This is a genomic window from Pseudomonas sp. JV245A, from assembly GCF_032424515.1.
GTDB lineage: Bacteria > Pseudomonadota > Gammaproteobacteria > Pseudomonadales > Pseudomonadaceae > Aquipseudomonas > Aquipseudomonas protegens.
This window is the reverse complement of the sequence record NZ_VYKE01000041.1, coordinates 15,859-28,656: the sequence shown is the minus strand read 5'-3', so window position 1 is coordinate 28,656 and position 12,798 is coordinate 15,859. Positions and strand designations below refer to the sequence as shown.

At 61.7% G+C, this 12,798-nt stretch carries 13 protein-coding genes and 1 pseudogene; 7 read left to right on the top strand and 7 right to left on the bottom strand.

The window, feature by feature from the left end:
- The first annotated feature begins 156 nt into the window (after positions 1 to 156).
- Positions 157 to 879 carry a ribonuclease PH gene (gene rph / locus F6S12_RS14075; RefSeq protein ID WP_011064229.1) on the top strand — a complete coding sequence of 241 codons (723 nt, stop codon included), beginning with the start codon at positions 157 to 159 and terminating at the stop codon, positions 877 to 879.
- A gap of 30 nt (positions 880 to 909) precedes the next feature.
- Positions 910 to 1,278 (top strand): DUF4870 domain-containing protein, encoded by a 369-nt coding sequence (locus F6S12_RS14070; protein ID WP_011064228.1) that lies wholly within the window; start codon positions 910 to 912, stop codon positions 1,276 to 1,278.
- A 61-nt stretch (positions 1,279 to 1,339) separates the two neighbouring features.
- Here the strand turns inward: F6S12_RS14070 and F6S12_RS14065 are convergent, their stop codons facing one another.
- Positions 1,340 to 2,119, bottom strand: coding sequence for an exodeoxyribonuclease III (locus F6S12_RS14065; protein WP_011064227.1), 780 nt, complete (start codon positions 2,117 to 2,119; stop codon positions 1,340 to 1,342).
- Positions 2,120 to 2,200: 81 nt separating this feature from the next.
- Here F6S12_RS14065 and pyrE point away from each other — a divergent pair, with 81 nt between their 5' ends.
- Entirely contained in the window at positions 2,201 to 2,845 is a 645-nt protein-coding gene (gene pyrE, locus F6S12_RS14060; protein WP_011064226.1) for an orotate phosphoribosyltransferase, read from the top strand.
- Positions 2,846 to 2,996: 151 nt separating this feature from the next.
- Here the strand turns inward: pyrE and argB are convergent, their stop codons facing one another.
- The 4 genes and pseudogenes from argB to coaBC form a co-directional block, all read right to left on the bottom strand.
- On the bottom strand, positions 2,997 to 3,902 hold the full coding sequence (argB, locus tag F6S12_RS14055; RefSeq protein WP_011064225.1) for an acetylglutamate kinase: 906 nt from the start codon (positions 3,900 to 3,902) through the stop codon (positions 2,997 to 2,999).
- A gap of 24 nt (positions 3,903 to 3,926) precedes the next feature.
- Positions 3,927 to 5,327 (bottom strand): annotated as a pseudogene (locus F6S12_RS14050) (phosphomannomutase/phosphoglucomutase); the annotation flags it as partial.
- Positions 5,328 to 5,585: 258 nt separating this feature from the next.
- On the bottom strand, positions 5,586 to 6,041 hold the full coding sequence (gene dut, locus F6S12_RS14045; protein WP_152686529.1) for a dUTP diphosphatase: 456 nt from the start codon (positions 6,039 to 6,041) through the stop codon (positions 5,586 to 5,588).
- 5 nt (positions 6,042 to 6,046) lie between these two features.
- On the bottom strand, positions 6,047 to 7,255 hold the full coding sequence (gene coaBC / locus F6S12_RS14040) for a bifunctional phosphopantothenoylcysteine decarboxylase/phosphopantothenate--cysteine ligase CoaBC (protein ID WP_161466776.1): 1,209 nt from the start codon (positions 7,253 to 7,255) through the stop codon (positions 6,047 to 6,049).
- 132 nt (positions 7,256 to 7,387) lie between these two features.
- Here coaBC and radC point away from each other — a divergent pair, with 132 nt between their 5' ends.
- Positions 7,388 to 8,062, top strand: coding sequence for a RadC family protein (radC, locus tag F6S12_RS14035; RefSeq protein ID WP_011064221.1), 675 nt, complete (start codon positions 7,388 to 7,390; stop codon positions 8,060 to 8,062).
- Between the two features lie 48 nt (positions 8,063 to 8,110).
- Here radC and F6S12_RS14030 read toward each other — a convergent pair whose 3' ends face one another.
- The gene (locus F6S12_RS14030; protein ID WP_015637469.1) at positions 8,111 to 9,694 is read right to left on the bottom strand and encodes an ABC transporter substrate-binding protein; all 1,584 of its coding nucleotides are present in this window, start codon (positions 9,692 to 9,694) and stop codon (positions 8,111 to 8,113) included.
- 475 nt (positions 9,695 to 10,169) lie between these two features.
- Between F6S12_RS14030 and rpmB the strand changes: the two genes are divergently transcribed.
- Complete coding sequence (rpmB, locus tag F6S12_RS14025) at positions 10,170 to 10,406, top strand: 50S ribosomal protein L28 (RefSeq protein ID WP_011064219.1); 237 nt, start codon at positions 10,170 to 10,172, stop codon at positions 10,404 to 10,406.
- 11 nt (positions 10,407 to 10,417) lie between these two features.
- Positions 10,418 to 10,573, top strand: a complete 156-nt coding sequence (rpmG, locus tag F6S12_RS14020) for a 50S ribosomal protein L33 (RefSeq protein WP_003177274.1) — start codon at positions 10,418 to 10,420, stop codon at positions 10,571 to 10,573.
- Between the two features lie 58 nt (positions 10,574 to 10,631).
- Here the strand turns inward: rpmG and F6S12_RS14015 are convergent, their stop codons facing one another.
- On the bottom strand, positions 10,632 to 10,994 hold the full coding sequence (locus tag F6S12_RS14015; protein WP_015637468.1) for a cupin domain-containing protein: 363 nt from the start codon (positions 10,992 to 10,994) through the stop codon (positions 10,632 to 10,634).
- Positions 10,995 to 11,232: 238 nt separating this feature from the next.
- Between F6S12_RS14015 and F6S12_RS14010 the strand changes: the two genes are divergently transcribed.
- A complete protein-coding gene (locus tag F6S12_RS14010) occupies positions 11,233 to 12,726 on the top strand; it encodes an aldehyde dehydrogenase (RefSeq protein ID WP_011064217.1) in 1,494 nt (497 codons plus the stop codon).
- The last annotated feature ends 72 nt before the right edge of the window (positions 12,727 to 12,798 follow it).

The window sequence follows — 12,798 nt, the reverse complement described above, 5'->3', positions numbered from 1 at the left end:
AGCCCCCAAACCCTGGTGCTGCCAATGCATTGCAGCTCGTCGCAACAGGACTCATCCGCGGTGTAAATGCTCCTTTGACCTTTTTAGGCGTGCCCTGGCGCGGTTGCGGGCTTTATAATGCTCGGCAGTTTTCCGTCCCCGTACAGGTGTTCCCCTATGAAACGTCCAAGTGGTCGCGCCGCCGATCAGCTCCGCTCGATCCGCATCACCCGCAACTACACCAAACACGCCGAGGGATCTGTACTGGTCGAGTTCGGTGATACCAAAGTGATCTGCACGGTCAGCGTCGAGAACGGTGTGCCGCGCTTCCTCAAGGGCCAGGGCCAGGGTTGGCTGACTGCCGAGTACGGCATGCTGCCGCGGGCTACCGGCGAGCGTAACCAGCGCGAAGCCAGCCGTGGCAAGCAGGGCGGTCGGACCCTGGAGATCCAGCGTCTGATCGGCCGTTCGCTGCGCGCTGCGCTGGACATGTCCAAGCTGGGCGACGTCACCCTGTATGTCGATTGCGACGTGATCCAGGCCGACGGCGGTACTCGTACCGCATCGATCACTGGCGCCATGGTGGCCCTGGTCGACGCCTTGAAAGTGATCAAGAAGCGCGGTGGCCTGAAAGGCGGCGATCCGCTGAAGCAGATGATCGCCGCGGTATCCGTCGGCATGTACCAGGGCGAACCGGTCCTGGACCTGGATTATCTGGAAGACTCGGCTGCCGAAACCGACCTCAACGTTGTGATGACCAGCACCGGTGGTTTCATCGAAGTGCAGGGCACTGCCGAAGGTGCGCCGTTCCAGCCGGCTGAACTGAATGCGATGCTGGCCCTGGCCCAGCAAGGCATGAACGAGATTTTCCAACTGCAGCAAGCCGCGCTCGCCGATTGATGGGCGCAGGTCTTCAGCAAGGAGAGCACCATGAGTGATGAACAACTGCCGCTGCCTACGCCGAGTCACGAAGTCCGGCAATGGGCGATGTTTTGTCACCTGTCCGCCTTGCTGGGGATCTGGGTTCCTTTCGGCACACTGATCGGACCGCTGATTCTCTGGCAGATGAAGCGCGAAACCGATCCCTTTATCGATGCCCAGGGCAAGGAAGCACTGAACTTCCAGCTGACCGTCGCCATTGCGTCGGCGGTGTGCTTCCTGTTGATGATCGTGGTGATCGGGTTCTTCATGTTCGGCCTGCTGGCGATCGGAGCCCTGGTGCTGACCATCATCGGCGGAGTCAAGGCTGGCGAAGGGGTGCCTTATCGCTACCCCTTCACCTGGCGCCTGATCAAGTAGCTCGAGCAAGCACAAAAAAGCCGACAGCGATGTCGGCTTTTTTGTGGCGGTGAAAGGACGCTTAGATGGTCAGCGTCCAGTCATAGTCCACGATCAGCGGTGCGTGCTGCGAGAAGCGTGGCTGGCGCGGCAGGCGAGCGCTGCGGACAAAGCGACGCAGGCCGGGAGTCAGCAACTGGTAGTCGAAACGCCAGCCCAGGTTCAGCATCTCGGCCTGTTCGTTGTCCGGCCACCAGCTGTACTGGTCGCCTTCACGGCTGACTTCACGCAATGCGTCGACATAACCCATGTTGCCAATGATCTCGTCCATCCAGGCACGCTCAGGCGCCAGGAAGCCCGGAGATTGCTGGCTGTCGCGCCAGTTCTTGATATCCAGCTTCTGTTGCGCCACGTACAGCGAGCCACAATAAATGTACTCGCGACGTTTGCGCCGCTGTTTATCCAGATAACGGGCGAAATCGTCCATTAGCTTGAACTTCTGGTTCAAGTCTTCATCGCCGTTCTGCCCTGATGGAAGCAGCAAGGTCGCGATGCTGACCTTGTCGAAATCGGCTTGCAGGTAGCGCCCGTAACGATCGGCTGTCTCGAAGCCGAGGCCGCTGATGACCGCCTTCGGCTGCAACCGCGAATACAAAGCCACACCGCCTTGGGCAGGGACTTCGGCATCGCAGGCATAAAGGAAGTAGCCATCCAGTTGGAAGGCTGGGTCGTCCAGTTCAAAGGCAGAGGCGCGGGTGTCCTGCAGGCAGATGACGTCGGCATTCTGTGCCTGCAGCCAACTGAGCAAACCACGCTCCACTGCAGCCTGAATACCATTGACGTTCACACTGATGATCCGCATAAATGGCCCCAAAAATCACGTGCGTGTATGATACCCGAGCTCTACCTAATTAGCTAAATCCGTGGTATCTGGGGTTTTTTCATGCAGGCGTATCAGCGCGATTTCATTCGTTTTGCCATCGATCGCGGGGTTTTGCGCTTCGGTGAGTTCACCCTGAAGTCCGGGCGCACCAGCCCTTACTTCTTCAATGCCGGCCTGTTCAACAGCGGTTCGGCGCTGGCCCAGCTGGGGCGTTTCTACGCCGCGGCGATCGTCGAAAGCGGCATTCCCTTCGATGTGCTGTTTGGCCCGGCCTATAAAGGCATTCCTCTGGCGGCGGCCACTGCGGTGGCGCTTGCCGAGCATCACCAGCGCGATCTGCCCTGGTGCTTCAATCGCAAGGAAGCCAAGGCTCACGGCGAAGGCGGCAGCCTGGTGGGGGCTCCCTTGACCGGCGATGTGCTGATCATCGACGACGTGATCACCGCCGGCACGGCGATCCGCGAAGTGATGCAGATCATCGAGTCCCAGGACGGCGCCAAAGCGGCCGGGGTGCTGATCGCCTTGAACCGTCAGGAACGCGGCAACGGCGAGTTGTCGGCGATCCAGGAGGTCGAGCGTGACTTCGGCATTCCGGTGGTGAGCATTGTCTCCCTGACCCAGGTCCTGCAGTTCCTGGCGGATGATCCGGCGCTCAAGCAGCATCTGCCGGCGGTGGAAGCCTACCGCGCGCAGTACGGAATCTGACCTGTAGGAGCCGGCTTGCCGGTGAAGAGGCCTTTGGGCCTTGAGTTGCCCGCGTGAGTGCCTTCGCCGGCAAACCGGCTCCCACAAAGATTGCGTCGATAAAAAAGCCCCCGCCCGGGATCCCGGGCGGGGGCTTTTTTGTGCCTGGTGCTTAAGGACGCTTGCGGTTGCTGATCAGGGTGCCGACACCCGTATCGGTGAAGATCTCCAGCAAAATCGCGTTGGGCACGCGACCGTCGATGATCAGCGAACTGCCGACCCCGCCTTGCACGGCTTCCAGCGCGCAGCGGATTTTCGGCAGCATGCCGCCGTAGATGGTGCCGTCGGCGATCAGCTCGTCGACCTGCTGGGTGCTCAGGCCGGTGAGGACCTTGCCCGACTTGTCCATCAGGCCGGCGATGTTGGTCAACAGCATCAGCTTTTCGGCTTTCAATGCTTCGGCCACCTTGCCAGCCACCAGATCGGCGTTGATGTTGTAGGACTCGCCGTTGGCGCCGACCCCGATCGGTGCGATCACCGGGATGAAATCACCCTTGACCAGCAGGTTCAGCAGGTCGGTGTTGATCCCGACCACTTCGCCCACATGGCCGATATCGATGATTTCCGGGGTGGTCATTTCCGGCGTCTGGCGGGTCACGGTGAGTTTTTTCGCCCGGATCAGCTCGGCATCCTTGCCGGTCAGGCCGATGGCGCTGCCGCCGTGACGGTTGATCAGGTTGACGATGTCCTTGTTGACCTGGCCACCGAGGACCATCTCCACCACGTCCATGGTTTGCGCATCGGTCACGCGCATGCCATCGACGAAGTGGCTTTCAATGGAAAGGCGCTTGAGCAGGTCACCGATCTGCGGGCCGCCACCGTGCACCACCACCGGGTTGATCCCGACAGCCTTCATCAGCACGATGTCGCGGGCGAAGCCGGTTTTCAGCTCCTCGCTTTCCATAGCGTTGCCGCCGTACTTGATCACCAGGGTCTTGCCGACATAGCGGCGAATATAAGGCAGCGCTTCGGATAGGACCTTGGCGGTATTGGCGGCGGCATCGCGTTCGATGGTCATTCAGGGCTCCGGTGCTTCAAACAATCAAAACGGTAGTTGGAGATCAGGTGCAACACGTTTCAGCTGGGTGTGGAACACATCCTTGATGCGCTGCAGTTCGGCTGCATCATCAGCCTCGAAGCGCAGCACCAGCACAGGGGTGGTGTTGGAGGCGCGAACCAGGCCCCAGCCCTTGGCATAGTCGACCCGCACCCCGTCAATGGTGGTCAGGTCGGCGCCTGCACCCCACTGCGCGTCGTGCAGGGCGTCAATGATGCTGAATTTGCTCTCTTCAGTCACATGGATATTGATTTCCGGCGTAGAAATATCGTTCGGGAAGGTGGCGAACAGCTCTTCCGCGGTGGATTTTTCCTTGCTGAGGATCTCCAGCAACCGTGCGGCGCTATAAATGCCGTCGTCGAAGCCGAACCAGCGTTCCTTGAAGAACACATGGCCGCTCATTTCGCCGGCCAGCAGAGCGCCGGTCTGCTTCATTTTCTTTTTGATCAACGAGTGACCGGTCTTCCACATTAGCGGGCGACCGCCATATTCCTTGATCAGCGGAATCAGGCGTCGGGTGCATTTGACGTCGAAGATGATCTCCGCATCCGGGTTGCGCGCCACCACGTCCTTGGCGAACAGCATCAGCAGGCGGTCGGGGAAGACGATGCTGCCGGTGTTGGTCACCACGCCGACGCGGTCGCCGTCGCCGTCGAAGGCCAGGCCCAGGTCGGCGCCGGTTTCCTTGACCTTGGCAATCAGGTCCTCGAGGTTCTCGGGCTTGCCCGGATCCGGGTGGTGGTTGGGGAAGTTGCCGTCCACTTCGCAGAACAGCGGGATCACTTCGCAGTTCAGGGCTTCGATCAATTGTGGGGCAATCACCCCGGCGGCGCCGTTGCCGCAATCCACCACGACTTTCAGGCGGCGGGCCAGCTTGACGTCACGGATGATCTCCTCGGCGTAGCGCGGCAGGATGTCGACCTGGGTGACGCTGCCCTGGGCGCTGCTCAGGTTGTTGCTCTTGAGGCGCTCGTGCAGGGCCTGGATCTGTTCATTGGCCAGGGTGTCGCCGGCGATGACGATCTTGAAACCGTTGTAGTTCGAGGGGTTGTGGCTGCCGGTGAGCATTACGCCGGACTTGCCGGCCAGTACGTTGGCCGCGTAATACAGGGCCGGGGTCGGCACCAGGCCGACGTCGCTGACGTGGCAGCCGCTGTCGTGCAGGCCCTGGATCAGTTGCGCCACCAGTTCCGGCCCGGACAGGCGGCCATCGCGGCCCACGGAGACGTTCGGCTCACCCTGGGCCAGGCTCTGGGAGCCGATGGCGCGGCCGATCCAGTAGGCGGTTTCAGCAGTCAGGGTTTGCGGTACAACGCCGCGGATGTCGTAGGCGCGGAAGATGCTGTCGGGGAATTTCGGGGCGACTTTAGCTGCGTTGCTCATCACTGAGGGTGCTCCATCTGAAGGGGTGCAGTACGGCCGTGGGAGGACAGGCCGGCAGGCTCAAACTGAAGGGTATGACGGCGTTTTCAGCATAGAGTTCGTACTGCGAAAGTGCCATCTGACGGGCTCCGTCCCCTCCGGAACCGGTCAGCAGCCCGGCCTGGCGGGGGCCAGGCGCCCTGCAAAAAAATGCTGGTCCTCGGTCCTTGATTGCTCTCGCAATGGGGCGGAGCAGGCAGGCTGCCCACTCCGAGAGGCAGATCAGTGGCTGCCGGAGTGGCCGAAGCCACCTGCGCCGCGCTGGCTTTCATCAAAGGCTTCGACCACTTCGAAATGCGCCTGGACCACAGGCACCAGCACCAGTTGGGCGATGCGCTCGCCGACGGCGATGTTGAAGGCGCTCTGGCCACGGTTCCAGCAGGACACCATCAATTCGCCCTGGTAGTCCGAGTCGATCAGGCCCACCAGGTTGCCCAGCACGATGCCGTGCTTATGGCCCAGGCCGGAGCGCGGCAGGATCAGCGCCGCCAGGCCCGGATCGCCAATGTAGACCGACAGCCCGGTAGGGATCAGCAGCGTCTGGCCTGGCTCCAGAAGGGTGTCTTCCTTGAGCATGGCTCGCAGGTCGAGGCCGGCGGAGCCCGGCGTGGCGTACTGCGGCAGAGGGAATTCGTTGCCGATGCGTGGGTCGAGGATCTTGGCTTGTAAAGCGTGCATGCGAGTTAAACCTGGTTCAGCCGTTCGGCGATAAAAGAGATCAGCTGGCGGGCAATCTTGCCCTTGCTGGTCTGGGCGAAGAGAGTTGCGTGCAACTCCCGGTCAATCACGCTGCAGGCGTTTTCCTCGCTGTTGAAGCCAATGCTCGGGTTGGCAACGTCGTTGGCGACGATCAGGTCGAGGTTCTTGTCCTTCAATTTGCGTGCAGCGTAGTCGAGCAAGTTTTCGGTTTCTGCGGCGAAACCGACACTGAAAGGCCGATCCGGACGGCTGGCAATGGTGGCCAGGATGTCCGGGTTGCGCACCATCTGCAGCAACAGGCCGTCACCTTTCGTAGGGTCTTTCTTTAATTTCTGTGGGGCGACGACTTCCGGTCGGTAGTCCGCGACCGCCGCAGAGGCGATGAAAACGTCGCATGGGATCGCCGACTCACAGGCCGCGAGCATGTCCCGGGCGCTGACAACGTCGATCCGCGTGACTCTATCGGGGGTTGGCAGGTGTACCGGCCCGGTGATCAGGGTCACCCGGGCACCGGCTTCAACCGCAGCCTCGGCCAGGGCGAAGCCCATTTTTCCTGAGCTATGGTTGGTGATGTAGCGCACCGGATCGATGTTTTCCTGGGTCGGCCCGGCGGTAATCAGCAGGTGCTTGCCGGTCAGCGCCAGATGCTGGAAGCAATCGGCGGCGCTCTGGGCCAGGTCGTTGGCCTCCAGCATGCGGCCCAGGCCGACATCGCCACAGGCCTGGCTGCCGGAAGCCGGGCCGAAGACCTTCAGGCCACGGCTTTGCAGCAGTTGGGTATTGGCTTGGGTGGCAGGGTCGCGCCACATGGCCTGATTCATCGCCGGGGCGATGGCGACGATGGCATCGGTGGCCAGCACCAGGGTGGTCAGCAGATCGTCGGCAATGCCCTGGGCCAGGCGGGCAATCAGGTCCGCGGTGGCCGGCGCGATCAGCACCAGGTCGGCCCACTTGGCCAGCTCGATATGGCCCATGGCGGCTTCGGCAGCCGGGTCCAGCAGGTCGAGGTGGACCGGGTGCCCGGAGAGCGCTTGCATGGTCAGCGGGGTAATGAATTCACTGCCGCCCCGGGTCATGACCACGCGCACTTCGGCGCCCTGGTCGAGGAGTCGGCGAACCAGCTCCGCGCTCTTGTAGGCGGCAATGCCGCCGCCGACGCCGAGCACGATGCGTTTCCGATACAGCCGCTGCATAGGCCTGTCTTTCCGTTCAGTGATTGCTGCGTGGCATGCCCCCTCCCCAGGTGAAATACCACGCAAAAAAGAGGGGGCTAAGATAGCACAGCGCCCGCTGTCGAACAGCGGCGCCATGCACAGGGAGGTGTGATGAGTATTCGTGACTGGCCCGCGGCGGAGCGTCCGCGGGAACGGCTTCTGGAGCAGGGCGCCATCAGCCTTTCCGACGCCGAGCTACTGGCTATTTTCCTGCGCACCGGGGTGGCCGGTAAAAGCGCGGTGGACCTGGCGCGGCATCTGTTGCGGCGCTTTGGCAGCCTGCGCAGGCTGCTGGAGGCCGATCAACTGACCTTCACCCGCCAACTGGGGCTGGGCCCGGCCAAGTACGCCTTGTTGCAGGCGGTGCTGGAAATGGCCCGCCGGCATCTGGCGGAGAAACTGCATCGCCAGTCCGCGTTGGAGAACCCGCTGGTGGTGCGCGATTACCTGAAGTCGATGCTGCGCCACGAGCCCCATGAAGTGTTCGGTTGCCTGTTTCTCGACACGCGGCATCGTGTACTGACCTTCGAAGTGCTGTTTCAGGGCTCCATCGACAGCACCACGGTGTACCCGCGGCAGGTGATCAAGCGCGCCTTGGCGCACAATGCAGCGGCGGTGATCCTCTGCCACAACCATCCGTCAGGCATTTGCGAGCCCAGCCCGGCCGACCGGGTAGTGACCCGACGTTTGCAGGAGGCACTGGAGTTGATCGATGTGCGGGTGCTGGACCACTTCATCGTGGGGGAGGGCGACCCGCTGTCGATGGCCGAGTACGGCTGGATCTGAATGCAGCCGGCTTCAAGGCCTGGGTGGGCCTTGAAGCCGGCCGGCAGTTCACTTGATGCTGACTTTCGAATAGTCCTGGCGCCCGAAGGGGCTCACCTGGTAGCCCTCGACCTGCTTGCGAGTCAGGGCGAATGCGGTCGGGTGTGCCAGGGGCAGCCACAGCGCCTGCTGCTGGATCTGGGTCTGGGCCTGTTGGTACAGCTTGCTGCGCACACCCTGTTCGCTGGTGGTCTTGCCGGCCGTGATCAGCTTGTCCAGGTTCTGGTCGCAGTAGCGGGCGAAGTTGGTGCCGGACTTGACGGCGGCGCAGGTGAACTGTGGCGAGAGGAAGTTATCCGGGTCGCCGTTGTCGCCAGCCCAGCCCATGAACAGCAGGTCGTGCTCGCCGGCCTTGGCGCGGCGGATCAGTTCACCCCATTCGATCACGCGGATTTCCGCCTGGATCCCCACTTGGGCCAGGTCCGATTGCAGCAACTGCGCGCCCAGGCTGGGGTTGGGGTTGAGCAGGCTGCCAGAGGGGCGGGTCCAGAGGGTGGTCTGGAAGCCGTTCTTCAGGCCAGCCTTGGCCAGCAGTTGGCGAGCCTTTTCCGGGTCGTGGGCGTACCCGGGCAGGTCCTTGGCGTAGCTCCAGGTATTGGGCGGGTAAGGGCCGTTGGCGGCTTCGGCGGTGCCTTCAAAGACCGCCTTGAGGTAGCTGCCCTTGTCGAAGGCCAGGTTGATTGCCTGGCGTACCTCGGGTTTGTCCAGGGGTGGGTGCTGGCTGTTGATGGCGACGAAGGCGGTCATGAAGGCTGCGGTGTGCTCGACCTTCAGTGCCGGATCCTCGCTGGCGGCCTGGACATCCAGGGGCTTGGGCGACAGCGCGATCTGGCACTCGTTGCGGCGCAGCTTCTGCAGGCGCACGTTGGCGTCCGGGGTGATGGCAAAGATCAGCGAATCGACCGCAGGCTTGCCGGCAAAGTAGTCGCGGTTGGCCTTGTAGCGGATCGAGGCGTCTTTCTGGAAGCGCCCGAAGATGAACGGGCCGCTGCCGATCGGCTGGCTGTTGAGCTTCTCCGGGGTGCCGGCCTTGAGCAGTTGCTCGGCGTACTCCGCCGAGTAGATCGAGGCGAAGCCCATGCTCAGGGTGGCGAGGAAGGTCGAATCGGCGTGGTCCAGGGTAAAGCGTACGGTCAGCGGGTCCAGGGCATCGATCTTCTTGATCAGGCTGGGCAACTGCAGGGATTGGGCGTGGGGAAAGCCGCTCTGGGCGATCTTGTGCCACGGATGGGCCGGATCGAGCATGCGCTCGAAGCTGAACTTGACGTCTTCGGCGGTCAGCTCGCGGCTGGGGTTGAAATACTCGGTGCGGTGGAACTTGACCTTGGGGTGCAGCTTGAACACGTAGGTCAGGCCGTCGGCAGAGACCTCCCAGCTGTCGGCAAGGCTGGGGACTACCTTGCCGCTATCGGCGTCGAACTCCACCAGGCGGTTCATCAGCACGTCGGCGGATGCGTTGGTGGTGGTCAGTGAGTTGTACTGCACCACGTCGAAGCCCTCCGGGCTGGCTTCGGTGCAGACGCTCAGCGCGGCAGCCTGGGCCAGGGGGCTCAGGAGAGGGGCGAGCAGGAGCGGGAGGGCGGCAAGACGCATGGTCGGGTTCCTTGTGCAGATCGAAAGCCCATCTGCGAGTGCAGTCTGGAAATGCCTTACCCTAGTGGGCTCTTTGTAAAATGACTATCCCTTTTGTATCGAGTGACGAAACCTCGGGCTCGGCCGGGGTTCCAGGCGTGATTTTCCGCAGGCATGACCGCGTTCTATGGCGGTTTTGTGCCTGGGGTTTCGGGAGAAATATATTCTGCGACGAGCGGTAGATTTCTGCGGTAGCCTTTGCCGCAGGCGTCCGGCGCAAGAAAATCAGGACTTTTCGTCATCCTGGGCACAGCGGTTGTTGTTGCTCTGGGGTCTTTCTGGTATAAAGCAGCGCTCTTTTCTAGGGGCCCGGTTCCTTCGCTTGTAGGTGTAGCCGGTAAGACCCTAAAGAAACGCGGCGCCTGGCGCCAAATGACTGAGAGATTAAGCGGCCAACCCATGCCGGGTTGGGCATGTGGTTTTAGAGGGCTGAGGCATGTCTAGAGTCTGTCAAGTTACCGGTAAGGGTCCGGTGACTGGGAATAACATTTCCCACGCAAACAACAAAACCCGTCGTCGTTTCCTGCCGAACCTGCAGCATCACCGCTTCTGGGTTGAGTCCGAGAAACGTTTTGTGCGTCTGCGCGTATCTGCCAAAGGCATGCGTATCATCGACAAGCGCGGCATTGATGTCGTGCTGGCCGAAATCCGTCGCGATGGCGGCAAGGTTTAAGGGAGCTAATCATGCGTGAATTGATTCGTTTGATCTCGAGCGCCGGTACTGGTCACTTCTACACTACCGACAAGAACAAGCGTACTACTCCGGACAAAATCGAGATCAAGAAATATGATCCGGTTGTTCGCAAGCACGTGATCTACAAGGAAGGCAAAATCAAGTAATTGATTTTTCTTCTGACAAAAAAACCCGCCTTCAAGCGGGTTTTTTTGTGTCCGGGATTCAGGCTTTCTGTTCGAAGGCCACATAGACCTTGCGGCAGGGCTCCAGCACTTCCCAGGTGCCCTTGAAGCCGGCCGGGATCACGAAGCGGTCGCCGACCCGCAGAGTCTTGGCATTGCCGTCGTGATCACGCAGTACCGATACGCCCTGGAGGATCTCGCAGTATTCGTGTTCGGTGAAGTTCACCGTCCACTGGCCCACGGCGCCTTCCCAGATCCCGGCATTGAGCTGGCCGCACGGGCTGGCGTAATGGTTGAACACCGCCTGCTCGGGGTCGCCCTTGAGGATTTTTTCCGCAGCCGGGCGGTAGCGTTCGCCCTCGGTGGTGGCCTGGCTGAAGTCGACGACGTTGTGGATGCTCATTGTTGTATTCCCCCGTGATTGCGGCGCGAGTGGCTATGAAGGCCAAAGTCTATGTTTATTAAAATGCACATAGCAATGGCGTTTGCCCGGGCTTTGTCAAATATATTGAAAGTACAGGTGTCGCTGGTTTAGGGTGGCGGGTGCCTTTGGCCGAAAACAGGCTGGCCGGGCAGAATTCTTCAGCAGTGCCGGCGTAGTTCGCATGGCGCTTGTATACAAATAAGAGGAGGACACTCGTATGACCACCCTGACTCGTGCCGACTGGGAACAACGTGCCCGCGACCTGAAAATCGAAGGTCGTGCCTACATCAACGGCGAATACACCGCATCGGCTTCCAGCGACACCTTCGAATGCATCAGCCCGGTAGACGGTCGCGTACTGGCGACCATCGCCAGCTGTGATGCCGCCGATGCCCAGCGCGCCGTGGAAAACGCCCGCGCCACCTTCAACTCCGGCGCCTGGTCGCGCTTGGCGCCGGCTAAGCGCAAGTCGGTGATGATCCGCTTTGCCGGCCTGTTGAAGCAGCACGCTGAAGAACTCGCGCTCCTGGAAACCCTGGACATGGGCAAGCCCATCAGCGACTCCCTGGATATCGACGTTCCCGGCGCCGCCCAGGCCCTGAGCTGGAGCGGCGAGGCCATCGACAAGATCTACGATGAAGTCGCTGCCACCCCTCACGACCAGTTGGGCCTGGTCACCCGTGAGCCGGTAGGCGTGGTCGCGGCCATCGTGCCGTGGAACTTCCCCCTGATGATGGCTTGCTGGAAACTGGGCCCGGCGCTGTCCACCGGTAACTCGGTGATCCTCAAGCCTTCGGAAAAATCCCCGCTGACCGCCATCCGCATCGCTGCCCTGGCAGTGGAAGCCGGGATTCCGGCGGGCGTGTTCAACGTACTGCCAGGCTACGGCCACACTGTCGGCAAGGCCCTGGCCCTGCACATGGACGTGGACACCCTGGTGTTCACCGGCTCCACCAAGATCGCCAAGCAGTTGCTGGTCTACTCCGGCGAATCCAACATGAAGCGCGTGTGGCTGGAAGCCGGCGGCAAGAGCCCGAACATCGTGTTCGCCGATGCTCCGGACCTGCAGGCCGCCGCCGAATCCGCCGCCAGCGCCATTGCCTTCAACCAGGGCGAAGTCTGCACCGCCGGCTCGCGCCTGCTGGTGGAGCGCTCTATCAAGGACAAATTCCTGCCGCTGGTGATCGAGGCCCTCAAGGGTTGGAAGCCGGGCAACCCGCTGGACCCGGCCACCAATGTCGGCGCCCTGGTGGACACCCAGCAGATGAACACCGTGCTGTCCTACATCGAAGCCGGGCATGCCGATGGCGCCAAGCTGGTGGCCGGTGGCAAGCGCACCCTGGAAGAAACCGGTGGCACCTACGTCGAGCCGACCATTTTCGATGGTGTCAGCAACGCGATGAAAATCGCCCAGGAAGAGATCTTCGGCCCTGTACTGTCGGTGATCGCCTTCGACAGCGTGGAAGAGGCGATCCAGATTGCCAACGACACGCCTTACGGCCTGGCAGCTGCGGTGTGGACCGCCAACATCTCCAAGGCCCACCAGACCGCCAAGGCCCTGCGTGCCGGCAGCGTCTGGGTCAACCAATACGACGGCGGCGACATGACCGCGCCGTTCGGCGGCTTCAAGCAGTCGGGCAACGGTCGCGACAAGTCGCTGCATGCGTTCGACAAGTACACCGAGCTGAAAGCCACCTGGATCAAGCTCTGAGTCTTGTCGTTTGAGGCGGGGGCAGTGCCCCGCCTGATGTCGATCCATAGCGCAGCCGGACTTTCCGCAAGG